We start from the raw sequence: 23,745 nt of genomic DNA on the forward strand, positions 1-23,745 counted from the left end.
ATAAATCCTATCCTCTTGATAGGATTTTTTTTGTTCGTATTTTTACTCCTATGAATATATATAGACAATTTTTATTGTTACTGACCCTAGCATTACTCTGGAGTTGTAAAAACCAGGATGAATCTACTATGCATACATACACTAATGATCTCATAAATGAAACTAGTCCGTATTTACTTCAACATGCGCATAACCCTGTAGATTGGAAACCTTGGAATAAAGAAACATTAGCACTTGCAAAAAAGGAAAACAAACCTATCTTAGTAAGTATTGGGTACTCTTCTTGTCACTGGTGCCATGTGATGGAACATGAAAGTTTTGAAGACACACTGGTTGCCCGTTTTATGAATGAGCATTTTATTAATATTAAAGTAGATCGTGAAGAACGTCCAGATGTAGATAATGTATATATGAGCGCTGTCGAGCTTATGACAGGCAGAGCTGGCGGATGGCCTCTTAATGCTATTGCTTTACCAGATGGAAGACCCATTTGGGGAGGTACCTATTTTCCAAAAGAAGATTGGATGAATTCCCTAGAGCAGGTTGCTACTGCATTTAAAGACAACCCTAATACTTTAGTCGAATTTGCAGACAAACTTGCATCAGGAATAAAAACAAGGGATATTGTTACACCCAACCCTAACAAACCGAAATTTGAAGAAGAACTCGTTATATCTTCATTAAGCACTTGGTCAACATATTGGGATTTACAAGAAGGTGGTATTGACAGGGCACCTAAATTCATGATGCCAAATAACTACCAATTCTTACTACGTTATGGTCATCAAACAAAAGACAGCACCATCCTTAATTATGTATACACTACCTTAGATAAAATTGCATATGGTGGCATACAAGATCATATAGGAGGAGGGTTTGCGAGGTACAGTACTGATAAAAAATGGCATGTTCCTCATTTTGAAAAAATGCTCTACGACAATGCACAACTCGTAAGCCTATACAGTGATGCATATCTTCTTACTCAAAAAGAACTTTATAAAGAAACCGTATATCAAACACTCAACTTTATAGCTCGTGAAATGACCACAGAAGAAGGTGGCTTTTACAGTGCTTTAGATGCAGACAGTCTTACACCAGAAGGAGAACTCGAAGAAGGGGCTTATTATGTTTGGACAGCAGCAACTTTAAAAACACTTCTAAAAGAAGAATATGATCTTTTTGCATCTTATTATAATATCAATGATTTCGGGCAATGGGAAAATGACACTTATGTTTTAATTCGCACAGATGCAGATGCAGATTTTGCAAAAGAACATGGTATTTCACTTGTAGATCTCAAACAAAAAAGAGCGCAATGGAAAGAGGTATTATTACGCTTTCGCGAAAGCAATAAAGAAAAACCCCGCTTAGATGACAAAATACTAACAAGTTGGAATGGTCTTATGACAAAAGGCTACATTGATGCATATCGTGTCTTTAATGACCAGAAATTTCTAAACATCGCTCTTAAAAATGCTTCTTTCATGGTTGATCATATGATACGTAAAGATGGTGGTCTTTATAGAAATTATAAAAACGGAAAAGGTGCAATAAATGGATATCTCGAAGATTACGCCAGCACAATAGATGCATTTATTGCACTATTTGAAGTAACTGCAGATACGTTTTGGTTAGAAAAAGCAAAACAACTTACAGATTACACCTTTACACATTTTCAAAATAAAGAAAATAATATGTTCTTTTTTACCTCTGATGAAGATACTGATTTAATAAGTCGAAATATAGCCTATATAGATAAAGTCATTCCCGCATCAAACTCTATGATGGCAAAAAATATATTTACACTTTCACATTATTATTTAGACAAAACTTATACACAAACAGCTGCTACAATGCTTAATAATATGCAACCAGAGATAGACAACTCCCCCACAGCATTTAGCAACTGGCTTGACTTATATCTAAATTACACCAAACCTTATTATGAAATTGTTATTGTAGGAATTAACGCTACAGAAGTTCTTAAAGAACTAAACACACACTACATCCCTAATAAACTAATTGCTACTAGCACAAAAGAAAGCGCTCAAGAGATTTTCGAGGGTCGTTATCTTGAAAATGAGACCCTTATATATGTTTGCGTAAATAATGCTTGCAAATTACCTGTAAGAACTATTTCCGAAGCACTAGAGCTCATAAAATTATAAAAACCAAAAGAATCATTGATATTATAGACATACAACACATTTACATCGATATACTTATAATTTCAATTCTCTAACGATTTAAAAATCAAACATCAATTAAAGAGCCCCATATTTTTCTTATTTTTAAGTTCACAAATAAACATTCAACACAATGCAAATAGAACAAACTGCTGATAAAGCTAAAGAATGGACTGAACTTGCCATAGAATATGGTATTGAGTATGGTACCAAAATTATAATGGCCATAATCATATGGATTATTGGAAAATGGATCATTAATATCATCATGAAGCTCTTTAAGAAGATGCTCAAGAAGAACAAAAATATGGATGAGACCTTAGAAAAATTCCTCTCTAATCTTGTCAGATCCATATTATTAGTTTTACTTATTATAGCTATCCTAGGTCAGTTAGGTATAGACACAGCTTCTTTTGCCGCTATTCTTGCTGCAGCAGGTCTTGCAGTAGGTCTTGCATTACAAGGCTCTTTATCCAACTTTGCAGGAGGTGTTCTTATCATGTTATTCAGACCTTTTAAAGTAGGAGATTTAATCGAAGCACAAGGAGAAGTGGGTGTTGTTTCTGAAATTCAAATTTTCACTACAAAACTCGCTACTCCAGGGAATAAATTAGCAATTATCCCTAATGGAGCACTTTCTAATGGAAACATAAAAAACTATACGGAATTAGGACAATTACGTGTAGATCTTACTATAGGAGTATCTTATGACGCAGATATTAAGGAAACAAAAGAAGCACTTATGAGAGCCATGACTTCTCAAGAGAAAGTGCTAAAAGACCCTGCACCAACAGTTAATATGGGAGAACTAGCAGATAGTTCTGTAAATTACGAGGTACGCCCATGGGCTACTCCCGCAAATTACTGGGATGTATACTTCCAAACTATTGAAAACTGTAAGATAGAATTAGATAAAGCTGGTATTGAAATTCCTTACCCTCACGGTGTTGAAATTCAAAAACAAGCATAATATTTACCAGTATTAATTTAACATAAAAAAGCGCTCATGTTTTATAAAACATGAGCGCTTTTTTTGTACTGTAACCTATCGTCACTTTTTCTTAGGTATGCCTGCAATAAAATCTTTAAGATAATAAGGCTCAAAATAGGCGATATCTTCATAAGCATCTATTTCATTTTTAGCTGAAGCCAGCGCACACATTTCTGCAGCAGAAGGCAATGTATCTTTAATAAAAATTGCATTCGGATGTTTACAAATGTCTTCAAATTTTGACACACCATTCCCAACAAAATATACATTTCCTTTCTCAAGGTATGCTGAAAAAGAATCCTCTTCTAGAATCTGCGCTTCAGTAGCTCTTACCTGATGATGATTAGCATCAAAAATAGCACTATACACTTCCATTCTACGAGCATCTAGCATGGGCACAATATAACTACCCTCCTCACAATTCACTTTATGAGACAAGGCACTTAAGGTCGGAACAGAGATAAGAGGAATCCCTAAAGCATAACACAACCCTTTTGCTGCCGATACGCCTATACGCAACCCAGTGTAGCTTCCTGGTCCTTTACTTACTGCGATAGCTGTTAATTCTTTTTTATCAATCTTAGCTTCATCCAGCACATTTTCTATGTATAGATGTAAGCGTTCTGCATGCGAGTATTTGACATCATTATCTTCCTTTAATACTACTTGCTCTCCATAAATAGACAAAGCCACCGAACAATTTGTGGTGGCTGTCTCTATGCATAATATGTTAGACATCATTATTCGTCAGTTTCATTTTTAGAATCCTCTTCTTCTACTCTTACCAAATCTCCTGTTTGAAGTTTTTTAGTCACAAGATTATAAGGTCCTGTGATTATCTCATCTCCTTCACTTAATCCAGATAAGATTTCAATCTTAGAATCATCTTGAATTCCTGTTGTAACAACTTTAAGTGTTGCTTTATCTCCATTTTTAACAAAGACACACTCAAACTTTTTATCATCGCCTTTAATATCCTTTTTAGGCTTACCTTTCTTTGTAGAACTCGTATCTGATTTTACTACAATCGCACTAATAGGTGCTGCTACACTTTTTTCTCTCTTTTGTGTAATAACATCTACAGTAGCAGTCATTCCTGGCCTAAACGGAGAATATGTCTCTGACTTACCCACTAAAAGATCTTTATAAGACTCCTCAAGAATACGCACTTTTACTTTAAAGTTTGTCACTTGATCTGCAGTAAGTGTTGTCTCTGCAGAATTTGCTATTTCTGTAACAATACCTTTAAATTCTTTCTTTAAGTATGCATCTACCTCAACTACGGCAGAATCTCCTACTTCAATTTTTACAATATCATTTTCATTTACATCTACCTCTACCTCCATATTTGTAAGGTTAGCAACTCTTACAATTTCAGTTCCTGTCATTTGTGCAGTTCCAACTACACGTTCTCCTAATTCTACACTAAGTTTTGAAATTGTACCATCTCTCGGTGCAAATATAGATGTACGACCTAAATTATCTTTTGCTTGTTTTACTTGCGCCGCAACACTCTGCACATTATAATATGCACTTTGTTTTGATGCTTGTGCTACTTCATAATCAGACAATGCTCTGTCAAAATCTGCTTTTGAAATAACTCCTTTCTCAAATAAAGGCTTGTTACGATCAAAGTTTAACTTAGCCACTTTTAAGTTTGCTTCTGCTTGCGCAAGACCTGAACGTGAATTTTGTAAAGACGCCTGCACTTGATTAAGTGCACTTTGAACTAAATCTGGATTAATACGTACTAATAAATCTCCTTTCTTTACATCTTGACCTTCTTTAATAGGCAATTCAATAATCTCACCAGATACTTCTGAAGATATACTCACCTCTACTTCTGGTTGTATTTTTCCAGTTGCAGCTACCGTCTCTACAATAGTAGCCCGTTCTACTAGTTCTATTTCTACTAGTTTACCTTTCTTTCCGCCTTTTACAATAATAGTAAGGGCAAAAAACCCTAGAACAACTATTGCAACTAAAGCTAGAAGTATAAATAATGTTTTTCTACTCATTTTGGTTAGAATTTAAGTTCCGTTGCTGGTACTCCAAAATAGAGTTCCAGTACTTTAATACGGAATATATAATCGTATTTTGATCGTGTTAATTCAACTTGTGCATTATCAAAACGTAATTTTGTTTGACTTAAATCAAAAGCATTAATACGCCCTACATCATATCTAAGTGATGCAAACTCAAAAGCTGTTTTTTGAGCCTCTAAAGATGCGATAGCTGCCTCATAACTCTCTTTTGCTGCTTTGGCATCTGTGTATGCTTGATATACGGCTGTCTCAAAATTTAGACGTGCTTGCTCTGCTTGAAATTCAGAACGTTTTACATTTACTTCATTTCTTTTAATAGTATTACGTGTAGAGAATCCATTAAAAATAGGTACAGATAATTGTACCCCGTATGAAATACCATCATTCAAATATAATTGCTCTACAAATGGCGTTGGATTTCCTTCTTCAGTAGCAGGTATAGGTTGAAAAACTGTTTGATTTGTTCCGTCTACAAAACCAATAGGTCTAAGTAATGGATCTGCATCTTCATCTATATTAACTGTAGGAGCACCAGACTCCCTTGTATTATAGTTAAAAAAACCATTAATAGTAGGATACAATGCTGTTTTACTTAGCTCTAAGTCTTTTTTAGCAAGTTCAAGGTTTTGTTCTACAATTTTAAGATCATATCGACTTTCTTTTGCTTTTTCTACTAATACTTCAGGAGTTGTATTTAAAATCTCTGCACCTAGTATCGTATACTCTGTATCATCAATATCAAAGTTTTTATAATCATCAAAAGCTAATAATTGTGCTAAATTAATAAGAGAAATCTGTACCGCATTTTGCGCTGCTACAATACGCTGTTGTTCACTTGCATCTGTTGCTTTTATCTCCAATACGTCTCCTGCAGGAGATATACCTCCCTCTACAAGTTCTTCTGTTCTTCTTATTTGTTCTTTAGTCACTTCATTTTGAGCAACTATTGTTTTTAAATTCTCTTTATTTAATAAGATCTGTAAGTATGCTAATGCAACAGAAAGTGCCGTATCATCTTTAATTTTAGCAATATTATAATCGGCTGCAATTCTTGAAAGCTCAGCTCTATCTAATGCTTTTTTATTTCTAAAACCATTAAAAATTCGCACTCCAGCAGTAATACTATACGAAGAGTTACGCAAAGTTTGTGTCTCTAACACACCCGTTGTAATATTTTGTGTAAGACCACTATTCCAGTTATTTGAAGCGTTACCATTTAAGGTAGGAAGATAGTTTCCGATAGCATCTTTCTTTTCGATTGCTGCTGTCTCTTCATCTAACTGCGTTTGCTTTATGGTAATATTATTATCTAAAGCATATTGTACGCACTCTTGTAATGTCCATTTTTTATTCTGCGCAAATCCAGTTGCAGAAATTAAAAGACTAAAACATATAATAAATAATTTTCTCATACTATCGATTGATGTCCAATATGACTATTGAAACGTATTTATGTTACAAAAAATATTAACTAATTTTTACACGCTTTCGCGAAAGCGCATACAGACTGCATTTACAAAACACTAACCTCGCCCTCCAAATCCTTGAGGAGCTTTGATTTGATTCCAGATTTTGATATGATCATCCTTCGAAACCCCTCTTTTTATCTCTACAAAGATACCATCACTAGTTCCAAGTTCTAAATCACGGCGTTCAAATTTTTGATCTCCTGTCTCTATCTCGACAAAGGGCTTTTTAGTTTCGGGATCATATTGCACTAAAGCTTCCTTGATTGCAAGTACCGAATCTGCCTTTGCTAAAATAATACTTGCATTAGCACTAAGTCCTGCTCTTATAAACGTACTTGAATCTATTTTAGCTAATGTTCCTTTAATTTCAAATTGTATTGCTCCATTTTCAGACACCCCTTTAGGAGCTATATAATCTAATGTAGCATCAAACTTCATATTTTCGATAGCACCTACAGTAATCTCTAAAGGTAAATCTTCTTTTATTTTCCCGACTTCACTCTCATCTACTTTTCCTTCGAATATCATTTTATCTACATCGGCTAGTGTTGCAATAGTAGTACCATCATTAAAATTATTTGCCTCTATCACTTGATTTCCTGTTTTTACAGGAACATCTAAAATCATTCCTGTAATAGTTGATCTTACTTGTGTTGTAGCTGCTGCACCAAGACCACTTGTCGTGCCTGTTTTTATAATATCATAATTCTGCAAAGCACTTGTGAGGTTAACTTGTTCTTGTTTTACTCGCTGATCTGCTTGGTTATACGAATTTTGAATACCATCAAAATCATTTGCAGAAATTACACCATTATCAAATAATTTCTTTTGACGGTTGTAGATACTTTTTTGATTTTCAAACGCTAGTTTTGCTGTTTGTACTGCTGTACGAGCACTCGCAATATTATTTTTAGCATTGGTTAATGACGAAGCATTAGGCACCACCTTAATTTTTGCAATAAGATCTCCAGCCTTAATTTGATCTCCAGCCTCTACATATATTTCATCTATAATACCTGAGATATTTGGCTTAATAAGCACCTCCTCTTTAGGAACAATACTTCCAGTAGCTACTGTCTTTTTTACAATAGTTTTTGTACTCGCCTGTTCTGTTTTGTATATGATAGGGTCTTGTTTATCTTTTATCCAGATATAGTATATACCCACTAAAAATCCTATTACAATTAAAAGTAATACGATGACGGTTCCTGTTCGTTTCATAATAATGATTTGATTGTATCCTTTTGGTTTTATTCTATTCGTAAAGCATCTACTGGTTTCATTTGTGTTGCTCTTGTTGCTGGTATCAATCCAGCAAGAACACCTGACACTAATAAAATCGTAAGTGCTATGAGCACGACTCCTATATTTACTGATGGATTTGCAAAATTATCAAATGGTCCTGCAATTGAAATCCCAAAATTCATGAGCCATATAAGTCCTGCAGCAACTGCTATTCCAGCCATTCCTGAAACAATAGTGAGCACCAATGATTCTTGCATCACTTGCGATCGTATTTCCCAAGGTGTTGCCCCTAATGCTCTTCGTATCCCTATTTCTTTGGTACGTTCTTTCACTACGATCAGCATAATATTACTAATTCCAATCACTCCAGACATTAATATTAAGGCACCTACAAAATAACTTACAAAACTTAAGATTGAAAAAAGACCTTGAATCTGACCAAATTCTTTTGCTAAATCCGCATGTCCTATTGCACGTATATCATCTGGATGTATGGTACGTTGCTCACGCATGATAGCAAACACCTCTTCTTTAACATCTGTAATTACGGTATCATCATGAGCTGTTATTGCCATCCACCCTACATTATCTGCCCTATTAAAGGCTTGTGAAAATGTAGTAAAAGGAACAAAAATAGTATTAGCTTCCTCTTCCTGATCTCCATTACTCTTAGGATTTTTAAATGTCCCTATCACTAAAAAGTTAATATCATTTATTTTAATATACGTACCCATAGGATCTTCTCCTATATCATAAAGTCCTTTTACGACATCTACACCAATAACAGCTACTTTTCGTTTATCTTCAATATCTGAATAGCTAATAAAACGTCCAGCAGTAATATCCATAGGTTGCTGCTTTATAAATTCAGGGTAATCCCCATATACATTATACGCACCTGTTTTTTCATTACGTGTTACATTATTAGAACCTCTAAATCCTCCAAGTTGGTTGCGTGGAGAAACATATTTAAGCTCAGGCACTCTATCTTTTAAGACTTGCACATCTTCGAGTTTAAATCTAAAAAAGCGTCCTTTTGGAAGTCCTTTATAAGGCTTTGAAGTTCCTTGAGACCACATAAACATTGAGTTGGTTGCAAAATTATTAAACCCAGCCGAAACTCCTGTTTTAAGACCATTTGTAAGCGCTAATAACAATACTAGAATAAGTATACCCCAAAACACTCCAAACGCCGTAAGTAGCGTTCTAAAACGATTAGCATTGAGTGCTTCCAGTATTTCGTTCCAACGATCTTTATTAAACATTTTTATATCGTTTTATATGCTTTCGCGAAAGCGTATAAATAATTTTTCTTATTATTATTCATCCCTAAGTGCTTCTATAGGCTTAATATTAGCAGCTCTTCTCGCCGGAATATATCCTGCAATTCCTCCAGCACTAATCAATACCAGGACTGTCGTTATTGAGGTTTTAAAATCTACTGTAGGAGATTGTATATATGGATTATCAGGTAGCACAAGTGGTATAACAAAATCTAATAACGCTACTCCAAAAAACAATCCAAGAAAACCAGCTATTGCAGTAATAAAAATAGATTCTTGCAATATCATTCCTGTGATAGAACTAGGCAATGCGCCAAGTGCTTTTCGGACTCCTATTTCTTTAGTACGCTCCTTTACAACGATAAGCATAATACTAGCTACTCCAACAATACCTGCAATGATAGTACCTACACCAACACCCCAAAAAACAATTCGCATAACATCTATAAGGCTATATATTTGAGCTGCTTCTTCTAAATTAAAATTTACGCGTACTGCACTTCGGTCATCTGGAGCGATATTATAACGAGACTTTAACTCTTGTTCTATTCCTTCGCTTACAGCTTCAGATAGCGCAACAGCTTCGTCAAAATTATCGCTCATTTTTATAGTATAAGCGATAGATCGTAAATTATCTCCTGCATTAAATACTCTTTGAGCAGTAGTAATGGGTATCACAATTCGCTGTTCTTCTCTTTGCCCTCCTGGATCGGAATAAACTCCAACCACCTTAAAATTGATCCCAGTAATTTTTATTGTCTTACCTATTGCTTCTTCTCGCTTAAATAAATCTTGTTTTACTTTATATCCTATAATCGCTACTTTTTCAACTTCATCGAGATCTTTTTCAGAGATAAACCTTCCAGAAACCAACGTAGCATTTTCAATAAACTGTTGCCCTGGATGCGCTCCTTCTACACGATAATTACCAGATTCATTCTTATAGTTTACGAGTCCCCCCCAAATATTATAGAGTCCTGTTTTATGTTCGATCGCATCATCAAATTTTGCATTTAAATTATCATAATCTGAATTATGCATTTGAATACGACGGCCTGGATTTAATCCTTTATACCCTTTTGTAGTAACTCCTGTCCAAACACTTACTTTGCTTTCTGCATCACGAGAGAATTGAGATTTTACGCCTTTTTGTATTCCTGAACTAAACCCTAGAAGGATGACAAGAATAAAGATTCCTGAAGCAACAGAGAGTCCTGTTAAGAAAGTACGTAACTTGTTCTTTCCTATAGTTTCAAAAATCTCTTGCCAGCGTTCTATATCAAACATGAGCTTTGGCTAGTATTTGGTTTACAGGTCGATCGTCAATAATACGCCCATCTTTTAGATTTACAATACGTTTGGTCATTTCTGCGATATCTGGTTCATGTGTAACGACAAGGATTGTTTTCCCTTCTTCATTAATCCCTTGTATAAGATCCATCACCTCATATGACGTTTTTGTATCTAAAGCTCCCGTAGGTTCATCGGCGAGTAATACTTTAGGATCACTTGCAAGTGCTCTTGCTATGGCTACACGTTGTTTTTGTCCTCCAGAAAGTTCGCTAGGCAGGTGTGTAGCCCAATCGGCAAGCCCAACTTTTTCTAAATAGTGCATCGCCTTATCAGTACGTTCTTTTCTTTTAATCCCTTGATAGTACAATGGCATTGACACATTATCTAATGCACTTTTATAATTAATGAGATTAAACGACTGAAAAATAAAGCCTAAGAATTTATTTCGGTATTGTGCTGCTACTTTTTCATTAAGGTTTTTTATAGGCACATTATCCAGTGTATAAGATCCTTGATCTGCCTCGTCTAACATACCAAGTATATTAAGCAACGTAGATTTCCCAGAACCAGAAGACCCCATGATAGAAACCAACTCTCCTTCTTTCACGTTAAAATCAATACCTTTTAAAACGTGAAGCGAGTTACTCCCCATTCGATATGATTTATGCAAATCTTTAATTTGAATCATAGTCTACACTTTGATTTCACAATATTAGTAATGAAAAGATAAAATTGTGTGAAATTGGTGTTAATACCTCTATTTATAAAGGGTTCTCCTACATAAATAAAACAACAACTAAATATACATGCCCTTTAGGAAAAACTATACGTACAAAATAATGTTACAGCAATGATTTTATGAATCTAAGAAAGAATCTTCAGAAGTTATTTCTTTTTCTTTTTTCCTAGACTTATATACAAAGTAAAAGACACCCCCTACTAAGATATATGGAATTATCATAAGATATTTGATTCCATTATTAATTCCTTTGGCAGTACTATTGTCTTCTTCAGATTCTAAAACCGCACGACACATAGCACATTGTGCAGATAATATAGTAATAGGTCTGACTGTTTCTGCTTTCGCGAAAGCGGAAACAAAAACCATAAAAACAATAATGATACTCTTTTTAATTTTCATACTATTTAATGTACATAATATGGTGAAATCATAAGATACACCACAACCCCAGTAACAGCTACATATAGCCATATTGGAAATGTAATCTTTGCCAGCTTTTTATGTTTGTCAAATCGTTCTGCTAATGCCCTCACATACGTAAAGAGTACTAACGGAATGATCGCAATAGACAGTACAATATGTGTAATTAAGATAAAGAAATACAAGTATCGTATTACTCCTTCTCCTCCATAAGGTGTAGAGTCTGACGTCATATGATAGGCAACATACATCACCAAGAATAGTACAGAAAGAAGTATTGCAAATTTCATAAATCGTTCGTGAGCTTTACGATTTCCTTTTTTAATTTGTACTACTGCCAGTACTAATACTATTGCTGTTAATCCATTGATTGCAGCATAAATTGGAGGCAAAAAAGTAAGTGGCTCTACAGCAACTCCGTAATCCTTAAGTTTAACACCAAATAATGCTGCTACCGCAAGTGGAATTACAATAGACAATAGAATAATCCATTTTTGATATTTCTTTTCTTTTTCTGAAAGATGTGTACTCATTACTTTTTTAATAATTTTTTAATATCCTCTATAAGTATATCTATTTCTGGTACTTCCCCTCCTTCTGCCACTGTAGCATCCATAGGAACAGATCCTCTATAATATGGCTTGGTATTACCATGCCCGTCAGAACGAGAGCGTATAAATCCGTTTTGATCTATTAAGGCAAAAAGTCCTGAGTGATACAATCCATTATCCAGATCGTCTTCTGTATTTGTAGCAAGATAGAAGCCCTCATTAGAAAGTTTTAATATATCTGATCTATCTCCTGTCATAAAATGCCAATTAGGATTTGTTACGCCATAGTCTTCGGCATATTTTTTCATAACATCTGGCGTATCATGTTCTGGATCTATAGAAAAAGATGCAATTCCAAAATTAGGATTTCCTTCATACATCTTTGCAATAGCTTGTAAATTATGATTCATAGGTATACAGATATCTGTACATCTTGTAAAGAAAAACTCCACTAGAAAAACTTTACCTCTATAATCTTGATCAGAGATGGTGTCTTTATTTTGATCTATAAATTCAAAAGTCGGGACTCTCTTTTCTTTTTCATTAACCATAACATAAAGCAGTTCATCATCAGATGGTGCTACTTTTTCTCCAACCGCATGCATACGTCCTCCTCTTACGACATCACCATTTGCATACCTTTTAAAAATTCTAGGAATAAAAATGATACCAAAAACAAGTACAATAAAAGCAATCCCTATATATGTATTCTTACGCATTATTTCTTTTCTCTACGTTGTTCTATTTTATCACTGGCATTATTATTTTTCTTAAGTGCCAGTCTATACTCTGCTAGTAGAATTTTGATATCGTCTTTCATATATCCCATTTCTACAGCTTGTGTCATATCATATCCGTACGCATTCGGTTTTTTATCTTCATGACCAGATCGCAATGCCAATGCCCTATCAACAACAAACACATTAGGATGACTTCCATTTGGAGACAAACTTAAAGGCGTTCTCAAGCTTTCAAAATGTGCTTTTGCTTGTTCTTTTGTTGCTTGTACAAAACGTATTTTAGTAACATCAAAGATTCTACCTAATTCTATTTTCAAATCACTTATTGCTTGCTCACTTCCTGGAGACACAAAAAGTATCATTTGAAAATCTTCGTATTTCAAAAAATACTTATAGATCATCAAATTAAGATTTGCTGTATAGCCTATATTAGAAGTAAGATTATCTCCTAAATATCCTACTATAGACACATGATCCTTTAAGGTTAAAGGCGTATCTGATGAATACTCTGAAGTTTTAATTTCTCTACTAGTAACGGTTGTTACATCTGCTATCTTTTCTGTAATTATAGGAAGTTTAGCAAAGTTGTATACTCCTGAAGAGAAAAATAAATAAGCCACAACTGGCAAAACAAAAAGCGCAATAAGCACTAGTTTCTTTTTCATCTATTTCAAATTTTTAATTTTATTAAAATGAACTAAATAAAAAAATTGATTGAATCAACCGTTTTGCTTTCGCTTAGAAAATTTAATTATTACAGTTGACAAACAAAAATTAATTTTGTTTACGTTCATTTCACAGTATTTTCTTTTGTAACAGGTACACATTTTAGTTCACCTAATTTAGGATTACGCATTGAGTGTAGTGCTAAAAAAAGCGGTTATAAAACCGCTTTTAAATTATATTAAAAATCCCAACTCTGGAATCCTGTATCGTATACATCAAAGATATAGTCTCCTTCTGTAAGCAAAATAAAGACTAAATATAAAATTAAGAATATTCCTGTCCATACTACTGCTCTACGAAGCCCTTTTACTTCATCACGCATGTGCATAAAGTCCCAAGTAATGTAATATGCTTTAAATATTGTTAATAATATAAAAACCCAATTAAGGAGCTTCATACGCATAAACCTACCTTCTGTTAAGAATTCTGGCTTTATAATACCTAACCAAACTTCTATTATGGTAACAATAGATAGTATAATAAGTACTCCCCATATTTTTGTTATGTTAGACTTAAACTTTAAAAGTCCTCTAAATATTTCTAATTTATGTTCGTGTGCCATTTTAAAATATCTTTTTAATACTTTCTTTCTAAGTTTGAAACTGTTGCCTTCGCAGGAATAAAATTATACAAGGTAAAAGAAGGTAAATACAAATACCCATACTAAATCGACAAAGTGCCAATATAGTCCTACTTTCTCTACCATTTCGTAATGACCTCTACGCTCATATGTCCCTAGCACTACATTGAAGAAAATAATAAGGTTAATTAAAACTCCTGAGAATACGTGAAAACCGTGAAAACCTGTAATAAAGAAGAAGAAATCTGCAAATAAAGGTGTTCCATATTCATTATGTTTAAGGTTAGCTCCCTCTACAACACCTACCGCATCTCTATTTAAACGCAATAAAGACTCTTCTCTACTAAGTATTGTTTTTTCACCTTTTGCTGTAAGGGTTTGTATTCGGATCAATAAATCAGGATTTGCTGCAAAACCAGCTTTCACTTCATCTATCGTGTACGTAGGCAATGCTTTTTCAGAATCATACCAGATTCCGTTTTTACTCTCGTGCTGCACTCTTTCTCCCGGTAATGTTGCTGCAAAATCTGCTAATGCAACACGCTCACCATCTGTATTCAAAAACTGTAATATCTTACCGCCTTTTGTCTCTACAGCACCGTAATCTCCTTTAATAAAAGTAGCCCATTCCCACGCTTGAGAACCTACAAATACTGCTCCTCCTATAATAGTAAGGAACATATAGATAATCACTTTATTTTTTTTCATATGATGTCCAGCATCTACGGCAAGCACCATAGTTACAGACGACATAATAAGCACAAAGGTCATAAATGCTACGTAAATCATAGGATAACTCTCATGAGTAAACGGAACGTGTGTAAACACTTCATCAGCAATAGGCCAAGCATCTATAAATTTAAATCTAGAAAAGCCGTAAGCAGCAAGAAATCCAGAAAAAGATAATCCATCAGATAAGATGAAAAACCACATCATTAGTTTTCCATAACTTGCTTTTAGAGGCTTGTTTCCACCGCCCCAAGTTTTACCTTCGCTTGTTGTATTTGTTACAGTAGCGTCCATAGTGACATTTTGGTTAATTTATCGTTTGCAAAAATAGGTATTTTCTATGCGTATTTCAAAGATAAAATCAGGATTTATAATGGATCTATATAGCTTTTACTTTAAGAACTCTTTTAAGCCCTTAATTAACTGGCTATAAACCAATAAATACACCTTCTTTTACTTTGTGGTATATAAAAGTATAAATAAGAATATCCATAACACTCCTAAAAAATGCCAGAATGTAACTCCTAATGTTAATCCTAAATGATTTTCTTTTGAATATTTACCTCTTATATGATTTATAACAACGGTAATCAGCGCAATCATTCCTGCAATAACGTGAGCGATATGCACTGCAATAATTAAAAATAAAAATGTCGTTGTAATATTACTCGATTCACCCGTCATAAAATAACCCTGACCGGTTAACTCTGTAAATAATCCTTGATATTGATACCCTACAAAAACAAAACCTAGCACCAATGTTAAAATAAGCAGTAGTGTCCCTATTTGCTTTTTATTATTTATGATAAAGTTTTTTGCTAGTTGTATTGCAAGACTACTTAATACAATAACCACTGTGGAAATTATAAGCGACTGAGGAAATTCATAATTATCCAACCAGTCTTTACGCTCCATACTTACAATATAAGCACTTGTAAGTCCTGCAAAAGTCATACATAAACTAATGATTCCAAACCAAAGCATTTGTTTTTTTGCACGATCTTGTTTGTACTTTTCTGTTCCTGCTGTGTAATCCATTATCTTAGAAATTTATCTACTACAAATACAATTTGAAGCAGCGTTATATATGTCACACTAGACAACATTAATTTTTTTGCGGTAGGAGCATCTCTTTTTTGATATAATTTAATTGCCCAATACAGCATAAATAATCCCAAACCTCCAACAATAACTGCAGCTATTGGTGATAAATACAACCCTCCTGTAACACCAAACGCAGGCACTATAGAGATTAGTATTGTCCACACCGTATACAATATCACTTGCACTGCTGTTCCTTTATCTCGTTTGCCAGTAGGAAGCATGAAGAATCCTCCTTTTTTATAATCATCAAATAAAAACCAACCTATTGCCCAAAAATGAGGGAATTGCCAGAAAAATTGAATCATAAATAATGTCCCCGGTTCTATTCCAAAATCATTAGTTGCTGCTACCCATCCTAACATATAAGGAATTGCTCCTGGAAATGCTCCTACAAAAACAGAAAGTGGTGTTTTTGTTTTAAGAGGCGTATACAATAGTACATACATAAATATAGAAATCCCTCCAAACATAGCCGTTTGAGGATTTATATAAAACAATGTAACTAGTCCTAATATTGTAAATAAAATGGCGATTCCAAGTGCAGTTTTTACAGACATGCGCCCTGAAGCTACAGGCCTGTTTTTAGTACGATCCATCAATGCATCTAGATCACGTTCAAGCACCTGATTATATGCATTTGAAGCACCTACCATAAAATACCCTCCTACTGCTAGCATAACTACAACAGTCCAGTCTATTTCAGAAGTTCCAAGAAAATATCCAGCGACACTAGAAAAGACAACGCTAATCGATAATCGCATTTTTGTGATTTCCTTAAAATCTTGCCATGGAGATACGGCAATTGTATGTGATGCAACTTCGCTCAAGTCAACAGAAGATTAGCTATTTTAAAAGTTGTGCAAAGATACTCCCTGATTGTCGTTTACACAACTATATATGCATCTTAAATGCGTGTTAAAATTATGCTTTCGCGAAAGCTTTCTCAACAATTCACGACTGCAAGCATTTAACACAAACCATTCTTATGAAAAAAAGTATACTTATAGCTCTTTTTGCAATCTCATCTATATGCTATTCACAAGGTCGTTTTGACAACGTCAAAGTCAAGATAGAACTTGTATCTGATAACGTTTACATGCTTCAAGGAGCAGGTGGAAATATAGGGATTTCTATAGGCAATGACGGTGTTTTCATGATTGATGATCAGTTTGCTCCATTAAGCGAAAAAATCACCACAGCGATCAAAACAATTTCTGACAAACCTGTAAAATTTTTAGTAAACACACATTTTCATGGAGATCATGCTGGCGGGAATGCCAATTTTGAAGCCGCTGGTGCTATGATTGTCGCTCACGATAATGTACGCAAACGTCTTGAAGCAAATGAAAAAACAGCAAATGCAGGACTTCCTGTAATTACATTTAGTGATGATGCTACTTTTTATATGAATGAAAATGATATTTTCATCACACACGTTCATAATGCACATACAGATGGAGATGCATTAGTGTATTTTGTTCAAAGTAATGTATTACATACAGGAGACACCTATTTTCATGGTAGATTTAAATTTCCATACATAGACATTACTAACGGAGGAAGCCTTGCTGGCGATATAGAAGCTGCAAAAAAAGGCCTCATGATTATTAACAATAGCACTAAAATCATTCCTGGTCATGGCCCTATAGCTAGCAAAGCAGATTATCAAAAATACCACGATATGCTCGTAGGCATCTATAAAAATGTAGCACAAGCAATAAAAGAAGGAAAAACAGAAGAGGAAGTTGTCGCAATGCAATCACTCACATCTGGTTATTATTCTGATGAAGTAACTGCAAAAGATTTTATTACAGGAGAAAAAATGCGCCGTGCCGCTTACAAAAGTATCATTGCAGAAAAAGAAATGACTCACTAAAACTTCTTTTCTTACCTTAGTTTATAATTAACAAGAGGTTTTTTTATGAAAAGAAAACATATATACATCCTATTTGTTTTAGCTTTTACACTAGTAAGCTATAGTGATGCTCCTTATAAGAAAAAAGGAATTTCTTTTTTTAAAGGAAGTTGGGAAGAAGCTCTTACCAAAGCCAAAGAAGAAAATAAATACATTTTTGTAGATTTCTATGCTACATGGTGTGCGCCTTGCAAACAATTAAAGCGCACAAGTTTTAAAGACCGCAACGTAGGCGACTATTACAATAAAAACTTTATTAACGTATCTATTGATGCAGAATCAAGAGAGGGCATCAAAATAGCACGCAGATATGGCGTATCTGCCTATCCTACGCTTATCATTACAGATTATAACGGAAAGAAAAGAACCAAAACAACAGGTTTCAAAAAACCACATATCCTGATTAATTTTGGAAGAAGGATCGTTCCTTAACCCTATTTATTAATCAACAATATATTCTACAGAATCATACACCAAGGCCGACCCATAGTCGGTCTTGTGTTTTTGATACCGAAGCCCTATTAATTGTGCTCCTTGAAATTCCGCCGAATCCTTTAAGGTAATGCTCGTTGTATCTTCTTCCGGAATCATTAAGCACAACTTCCCACAAAAAGCATCTCCAAAGGCATTAATAACCAAATAACTTTGACCAAAAATTTCTTCTCTCATTTCAAAATAATAATCTACATCGGGATTTTCTGTAATAAGCCTATATAACTCTTCCTGATACGCTTTACTATTGTATTCGTTTTTTCCTAAGATTTGATTGCGCTGAGACTTATAACATCCCGACTCTTGACATGATGAAGATAGCAACAACAGAACAACCATCCCCACAAAGGTGATTCTTGATGACATTTTTCGATAATTTAGTTGAAGTAGTTGTATGCTTGTGATGATAACGCAACTATTTTAATGAATAGTATACTTTTAAGTGTTAATTTTTCATCATACGCTTTCGCGAAAGCGTACCATTACAATCTCCTATACAGTACAAACGTATTAGTTATCAAAGTACCAATTGAACAAATCTGTTCTAAAACCTACATTGAACCAAAGTGTACTAGTATCAAACACCGCATCTGTTTGCATCTCTGCGCTAAAATCTCTAAAAATAGGATTTACAAACGCCTTAAGATTAGTCACTGGATTAATCAAATAACCCACTTCCAAGTCTGCATATAATGAGTTTACTCTGTTTCCTTGCAGCAATTCAATTCCGTTATCACTAGGTCTATTATCTTCACTTCCAAAAAGATTATTCCCTCCAAAGAACACATCATTTATATCACCTTCAAAGCCTCGTTGCCCATAGATTATACGAGCATTTCCATACCATCTATCTGTACGGTAACGAGCAATCGCAATAAACTCTCTAAAATTTGCGCCATATGGATGTGCTAATGGCTGATTTGTATTGGTATAACTTAACAACGGATCATTGTTAGAGAAGGTATAAGGCCTTACTTGGTTAAACTCTGCTTGTAAGGTAAGATTAGGTACTTTGAAAGCATCATAGTACTTTACCCCTAATTGAATTCCGTGTTTATTTCTAAAATTTTGATTTCCGCTGGTAATTTCAGAAAGACGTAACTCATCTATAACGAGTTGTCCATACGCATTTATGTTATTTGAAAACTTATATTTACCCGTTAACCCTATTAATGCATTTCCACCACGTGAACCTCTTTGAAACTCTACATTTCTAAGAAAAATAATAGGATTTAATAAACTTGCATCAAATCCTCCATTCTCTAAATCGGCAGATATCACAGATTCAAATAATCCAATATTGAGTTTATTACTTACATTATAGCTTAAGTAATGATTTACGGCAAATTTATTAACAAAGGCCCCATCTGCTGTTACCTCAGGTCTTACATCTTTTACAGATGACCATGTGTTTGTGTACTTCAGTTTCCAGATAGTGGTATTAATCTTAAAAAACGGGTAGTTTGCAGATACATCACTTAACAGCAAAGAGCGATATCCATCTCCAATAAATTGCTGTCCTGTTCCTGCCTGAAAATTAAAATACTTATTAGGTGTATAAGACACGTATCCTTCAGCTACTGGGTAATCAAAGTCACCACCTCTCCCTTCGGCCGCAATACCTCTTCCTGGGATTACCGCTGGGTTACCTCCATCAGGACGAAGAGATCTTGCAAAATCATTATAGTATTGCGCAAATCGGCCTTGGCTTTCATAAAGCGCTGTAAAGAAGCTAAATTTCTTTCCGATACCTCCTTGAATAAAAACAGATCTTGTGTTATTATAAGTAAGGTTTTCAGTCTTACGATCGTCGGTTTCTGTACCTAAGGCTAGATCTGCACCTGGATTTATTGTAAACCAATAATTATCATCTTGAAACCGAACCATATGTTCATTAAAGAACTTACGTCCCAACCAACTTTTTTTATCTAGCTGCAATGTACTTACGATAGAATCAAAATTATGATAGTTATTAACGACATCATACAAAAAGGGGCGACTAGAAGTATGTGTATTTACACCTATTTGATTTAATGCTTTATCAAACCTAGCATATACTTCATGAGAGAAAGGAATATTAAGCTGACTTTCATATTGCACTTTTCTTTCGAAAGCTTTACTTTTTATATTTTCTAGTTCTTTTGAAACTGCATGAGCTTCAAGTGCATTTGTTTCAGTCTTTGCAGTCGTATTTTCTTCTGAAGCGGTAAAGTCGCCTATACTATTTCGCGAAAGCGGAATTTTAACAGGCATAGAAAACTGAATATATGTAGGTTCGCCATTATAAGTTGCAGGTTGCACTTTAGGAAGTTGGTCAAACACTTTTTGTGCTTCGTCCTTGAGCTCTACATAAACCGCATCTGTATTAAGAAGTTTAAATGCTCCTGTAGCGGTCACTTCAAAGAGCATTACCATTTGTCCTTGATATTGTTCTTCGTTAACACGTGAGGGCATCTCAAATTTTTCAATAAAAAACTGAATAAGTTTTGAATTAAAACAGTTTGGTATTTCTGCTACAGCTACTGCCTCACAGCCTGGAAATATAGGGTACTTTTCAAATTCACTAGGATTAGGATTGACCTGCGCCTGTAAAGACGTTATCACCAGTATACTAATAAGAAGGGTAACATATTTGTGCATATGGTAGGTGTTATGCATTAATGAGCGAAAGATAGGAATTTTAAATACAAAACCCGCTACTGAATAGTAACGGGTTTTATTTCACAAGTAGTGATATGTTTAGTCTTGTATTTTAAAAGCAATAGGTAAATTGTAAATAACTCCTACTGGAACTCCTCGTTGTTTTCCTGGTGTCATTTTAGGAAGCAAGTCAACAACCCTACTAGCTTCAATTTCTAACTCTTCTCTAGGACCTCTTGCTTTAATATCTGTCACCTCACCATTTCTATCAATAGTAAATTGAACAAAAATGCGGTTCAAACCTTGCAACCCTAATCTTTCTCCAATTTCAGTTTCAAACTTACGACCTACAAATTTTTGAATTTTACTATTCATACAGTCTTTACGTTCTTGATTTGTAGAAAGATTTTCACATCCTGGAAACAAAGGCACTTCTTCTATTCTAATAAAAGGCACAACAGTTTCTATTGGCTCATCATCTACCACTTCTGTAGTCTCGAGAACGTCATCAGGAATAGCATCATCTTGATTTCCTTCTAATGGCTCTACAATATCTTCAATAATTGTAGTCTCATTATCTACCTCAGTAAACTCATCAGGTTGTTGTTGCTGTGGTGGCGGTAGCTCTTTTTGAGTAATCTTCTCCACATGCACTTTTTCTAGCTTAAAATCTTCAGCCCATAATGGCTCTTCTAGCTCTAGACCATCATAGGGTCTTTTTTCTGCTTTTGTAGGCATTCGCATTTCTATAAATAGAATCGCTACTAATAATGATAGGATCAATCCTACTTGAAAATGAAGTGTTGGATTTCTTCGTAAATTTGCTTCATGCTTGCGTGATTTTGTGTAAGGTATGTTTTGGCGAACATCCTTACTTTCTTGTGAATTTTTCATAAGATTTGATTTTAAAATGTTAAACAATTTTTAAAGCAAATCAACAAGCATACCAAAAAAAGAAATCCCGAGAGCTAACGCCATCGGGATTTCTAAATTTTATAAAAGAAAGAAATTAATCTTCTACTTTAAATGTAATTGGAAGTGAATATAATACTCCTACTGGCTTACCTCTCTGTTTTCCAGGTGTCATTTTTGGAAGTAATTTGATAACACGTGCTGCTTCCTGTTCTAGTTTAGGATGCGGTGCTCTTGAACGGATATTTACAATGTTTCCGCTTTTATCGATTTTAAAACTTACAAAAATTCTATTTACACCACTTAACCCTAAGTCAGATCCAAGTTCTGTATTAAATTTTCTATTTACAAGTTTACTTACTTTTTCACTCATGCATTTCTTACGCTCTGCATTGTTCTTTTTACTCTCACAACCAGGAAAAATTGGAACATTTTCAATAACTGCAAATGGTACATCTGCAATTTCTTCTTCTTCATCAGCTACCTCTACTTCTTCTACTTCAACGATTTCTTCATCTTGCGTAGTTTCAGTAGATTCTATGATAGTTTCTTCAATTTCTTCTTCATCTTCTACCACTTCTATAATTTCCGGTGCTGGTGGCGGCGGAGGTGGAGGTGGAGGTGGTGGTGTATTTAACTCTACGATTGGAATATCTTCATCATCGTCATCTGCAGATAATTCTGCTAGATTAAAATCTTTCTTATCGTACGTCTTCTTTTCTATTACAAAGTACACTGTAAATAGAATGGCGATAAGACCTAATTGAAAAAACAGCAAACTACGTTTGTTAAGATCTGCTTTTGGATTTTTCTTGTTTTCCATAAATTGTGAGTATTAAAGAAAGTAAAATAACGAAATAAAATCCTAAAATAAAACTAAAACTTTGATTTTAGCATCTTAGATTTGTTAATATATAGCACACAAGCTATTAAAGCGAGTAAACTTCCTGTTGTATTTGCTAAGACATCCCAACCATCAGGCGTTCTATAAGAAGTGAGTGTTCCTTGTAATACTTCCATTAAAACCCCATAAAGAACAGCCATAACAACAACGCCAAGGGTTATTTGCCATAGTTTTTTTGATGAGATAGTTGTTTTCTTAGATCTTTTAAAAAACACCCAGAAAATCCATAAAATTGTTAAACCAAAATAAGCTCCTGCATGCAGGAGCTTATCTATATTTGATATAGGATGTTCAACAATATGTACTGGACGTATTAGCGATCCTAATGTAAGTGCTATTGTATATGATATAGCAATTACAAATAATGCTTTATGCCCCAATGATAGACGCATAACCATCAGCATCTAGAAGATCTGTAACTTCTTCTGTATTGGCTATCTTTAATTTGATCATCCATCCTTCTCCATAAGGATCCTTATTTACGAGTTCTGGATCATCTTCAAGTGCTTCATTAAACGCTACAATTTCCCCTGTTAAAGGAAGAAAAAGATCAGATACTGTTTTTACAGCTTCTACAGTTCCAAAAACCTCATCTTTATTAAGTGTCTCATCTAATGTTTCAACTTCAACATATACAATATCTCCCAATTCTCCTTGGGCAAAATGTGTGATACCTACGGTAGCAGTATCTCCATCGATACGTATCCACTCGTGATCTTTTGTGTACTTTAATTCTGCTGGTATGCTCATTAGTTTACTATTATGTGTGTTTGTGTAT

The 23,745-nt window shown here is 34.4% G+C and carries 25 protein-coding genes; 4 read left to right on the forward strand and 21 right to left on the reverse strand.

Annotation, left to right across the window (positions count from 1 at the left end; genetic code table 11):
• Nucleotides 1-128 precede the first annotated feature (128 nt).
• Both Q1A01_RS14670 and Q1A01_RS14675 read left to right on the forward strand, forming a co-directional pair.
• A complete protein-coding gene (locus tag Q1A01_RS14670; protein ID WP_299682383.1) occupies nt 129-2,168 on the forward strand; it encodes a thioredoxin domain-containing protein in 2,040 nt (679 codons plus the stop codon).
• Nucleotides 2,169-2,319: 151 nt separating this feature from the next.
• Nucleotides 2,320-3,156 (forward strand): mechanosensitive ion channel domain-containing protein, encoded by an 837-nt coding sequence (locus tag Q1A01_RS14675; RefSeq protein WP_299682386.1) that lies wholly within the window; start codon nt 2,320-2,322, stop codon nt 3,154-3,156.
• Nucleotides 3,157-3,237: 81 nt separating this feature from the next.
• Here the strand turns inward: Q1A01_RS14675 and tsaB are convergent, their stop codons facing one another.
• The 15 genes from tsaB to cyoE all read right to left on the reverse strand — a co-directional run bounded on the left by tsaB (nt 3,238) and on the right by cyoE (nt 16,931).
• A complete protein-coding gene (tsaB, locus tag Q1A01_RS14680) occupies nt 3,238-3,915 on the reverse strand; it encodes a tRNA (adenosine(37)-N6)-threonylcarbamoyltransferase complex dimerization subunit type 1 TsaB (RefSeq protein WP_299682513.1) in 678 nt (225 codons plus the stop codon).
• A gap of 2 nt (nt 3,916-3,917) precedes the next feature.
• On the reverse strand, nt 3,918-5,195 hold the full coding sequence (locus tag Q1A01_RS14685) for an efflux RND transporter periplasmic adaptor subunit (protein WP_299682389.1): 1,278 nt from the start codon (nt 5,193-5,195) through the stop codon (nt 3,918-3,920).
• A gap of 5 nt (nt 5,196-5,200) precedes the next feature.
• Complete coding sequence (locus Q1A01_RS14690; RefSeq protein WP_299682392.1) at nt 5,201-6,634, reverse strand: TolC family protein; 1,434 nt, start codon at nt 6,632-6,634, stop codon at nt 5,201-5,203.
• A gap of 111 nt (nt 6,635-6,745) precedes the next feature.
• The gene (locus tag Q1A01_RS14695) at nt 6,746-7,912 is read right to left on the reverse strand and encodes an efflux RND transporter periplasmic adaptor subunit (RefSeq protein ID WP_299682395.1); all 1,167 of its coding nucleotides are present in this window, start codon (nt 7,910-7,912) and stop codon (nt 6,746-6,748) included.
• Nucleotides 7,913-7,941: 29 nt separating this feature from the next.
• A complete protein-coding gene (locus tag Q1A01_RS14700; RefSeq protein WP_299682398.1) occupies nt 7,942-9,201 on the reverse strand; it encodes an ABC transporter permease in 1,260 nt (419 codons plus the stop codon).
• A 54-nt stretch (nt 9,202-9,255) separates the two neighbouring features.
• Complete coding sequence (locus Q1A01_RS14705; protein ID WP_299682401.1) at nt 9,256-10,506, reverse strand: ABC transporter permease; 1,251 nt, start codon at nt 10,504-10,506, stop codon at nt 9,256-9,258.
• Nucleotides 10,499-11,200 carry an ABC transporter ATP-binding protein gene (locus tag Q1A01_RS14710; RefSeq protein ID WP_299682404.1) on the reverse strand — a complete coding sequence of 234 codons (702 nt, stop codon included), beginning with the start codon at nt 11,198-11,200 and terminating at the stop codon, nt 10,499-10,501. The genes Q1A01_RS14705 and Q1A01_RS14710 overlap by 8 nt, the downstream gene beginning before the upstream one ends.
• Before the next feature lie 168 nt (nt 11,201-11,368).
• Nucleotides 11,369-11,620: a hypothetical protein gene (locus Q1A01_RS14715; RefSeq protein ID WP_299682516.1), complete on the reverse strand. Its 252-nt coding sequence runs from the start codon at nt 11,618-11,620 to the stop codon at nt 11,369-11,371.
• Between the two features lie 38 nt (nt 11,621-11,658).
• The gene (locus tag Q1A01_RS14720) at nt 11,659-12,207 is read right to left on the reverse strand and encodes a DUF420 domain-containing protein (RefSeq protein WP_299682407.1); all 549 of its coding nucleotides are present in this window, start codon (nt 12,205-12,207) and stop codon (nt 11,659-11,661) included.
• The gene (locus tag Q1A01_RS14725) at nt 12,207-12,944 is read right to left on the reverse strand and encodes an SCO family protein (protein ID WP_299682410.1); all 738 of its coding nucleotides are present in this window, start codon (nt 12,942-12,944) and stop codon (nt 12,207-12,209) included. Before Q1A01_RS14725 ends, Q1A01_RS14720 begins: the two co-directional genes overlap by 1 nt.
• Nucleotides 12,944-13,630 carry a hypothetical protein gene (locus tag Q1A01_RS14730; protein WP_299682413.1) on the reverse strand — a complete coding sequence of 229 codons (687 nt, stop codon included), beginning with the start codon at nt 13,628-13,630 and terminating at the stop codon, nt 12,944-12,946. Before Q1A01_RS14730 ends, Q1A01_RS14725 begins: the two co-directional genes overlap by 1 nt.
• Nucleotides 13,631-13,869: 239 nt before the next feature.
• Complete coding sequence (locus tag Q1A01_RS14735) at nt 13,870-14,253, reverse strand: cytochrome C oxidase subunit IV family protein (protein ID WP_299682416.1); 384 nt, start codon at nt 14,251-14,253, stop codon at nt 13,870-13,872.
• A 63-nt stretch (nt 14,254-14,316) separates the two neighbouring features.
• Nucleotides 14,317-15,294 carry a cytochrome c oxidase subunit 3 gene (locus tag Q1A01_RS14740; RefSeq protein ID WP_299682418.1) on the reverse strand — a complete coding sequence of 326 codons (978 nt, stop codon included), beginning with the start codon at nt 15,292-15,294 and terminating at the stop codon, nt 14,317-14,319.
• Nucleotides 15,295-15,453: 159 nt separating this feature from the next.
• On the reverse strand, nt 15,454-16,038 hold the full coding sequence (locus Q1A01_RS14745) for a cytochrome c oxidase subunit 3 (protein WP_299682421.1): 585 nt from the start codon (nt 16,036-16,038) through the stop codon (nt 15,454-15,456).
• Nucleotides 16,038-16,931 carry a heme o synthase gene (gene cyoE / locus Q1A01_RS14750; RefSeq protein WP_366520104.1) on the reverse strand — a complete coding sequence of 298 codons (894 nt, stop codon included), beginning with the start codon at nt 16,929-16,931 and terminating at the stop codon, nt 16,038-16,040. The genes Q1A01_RS14745 and cyoE overlap by 1 nt, the downstream gene beginning before the upstream one ends.
• Before the next feature lie 158 nt (nt 16,932-17,089).
• On the opposite strand from cyoE, the gene Q1A01_RS14755 reads away from it, so the two are divergent.
• Complete coding sequence (locus Q1A01_RS14755; RefSeq protein WP_299682423.1) at nt 17,090-17,980, forward strand: MBL fold metallo-hydrolase; 891 nt, start codon at nt 17,090-17,092, stop codon at nt 17,978-17,980.
• Nucleotides 17,981-18,025: 45 nt separating this feature from the next.
• A complete protein-coding gene (locus Q1A01_RS14760; protein WP_299682425.1) occupies nt 18,026-18,451 on the forward strand; it encodes a thioredoxin family protein in 426 nt (141 codons plus the stop codon).
• Nucleotides 18,452-18,460: 9 nt separating this feature from the next.
• On the opposite strand, the gene Q1A01_RS14765 is transcribed toward Q1A01_RS14760, so the two are convergent.
• The 6 genes from Q1A01_RS14765 to gcvH all read right to left on the reverse strand — a co-directional run bounded on the left by Q1A01_RS14765 (nt 18,461) and on the right by gcvH (nt 23,717).
• Entirely contained in the window at nt 18,461-18,877 is a 417-nt protein-coding gene (locus tag Q1A01_RS14765) for a hypothetical protein (RefSeq protein ID WP_299682428.1), read from the reverse strand.
• A gap of 144 nt (nt 18,878-19,021) precedes the next feature.
• Nucleotides 19,022-21,151, reverse strand: a complete 2,130-nt coding sequence (locus tag Q1A01_RS14770) for a gliding motility protein RemB (RefSeq protein WP_299682431.1) — start codon at nt 21,149-21,151, stop codon at nt 19,022-19,024.
• A 99-nt stretch (nt 21,152-21,250) separates the two neighbouring features.
• Nucleotides 21,251-22,045, reverse strand: coding sequence for an energy transducer TonB (locus Q1A01_RS14775; RefSeq protein ID WP_299682434.1), 795 nt, complete (start codon nt 22,043-22,045; stop codon nt 21,251-21,253).
• A 115-nt stretch (nt 22,046-22,160) separates the two neighbouring features.
• Entirely contained in the window at nt 22,161-22,886 is a 726-nt protein-coding gene (locus Q1A01_RS14780) for an energy transducer TonB (protein WP_299682437.1), read from the reverse strand.
• 53 nt (nt 22,887-22,939) lie between these two features.
• Nucleotides 22,940-23,359 carry a VanZ family protein gene (locus Q1A01_RS14785; protein WP_299682440.1) on the reverse strand — a complete coding sequence of 140 codons (420 nt, stop codon included), beginning with the start codon at nt 23,357-23,359 and terminating at the stop codon, nt 22,940-22,942.
• Nucleotides 23,337-23,717: a glycine cleavage system protein GcvH gene (gene gcvH, locus Q1A01_RS14790; RefSeq protein WP_299682443.1), complete on the reverse strand. Its 381-nt coding sequence runs from the start codon at nt 23,715-23,717 to the stop codon at nt 23,337-23,339. The genes Q1A01_RS14785 and gcvH overlap by 23 nt, the downstream gene beginning before the upstream one ends.
• Between the last annotated feature and the right edge of the window lie 28 nt (nt 23,718-23,745).

It is taken from the genome of uncultured Dokdonia sp. (assembly GCF_947492815.1).
Classification (GTDB): domain Bacteria; phylum Bacteroidota; class Bacteroidia; order Flavobacteriales; family Flavobacteriaceae; genus Dokdonia.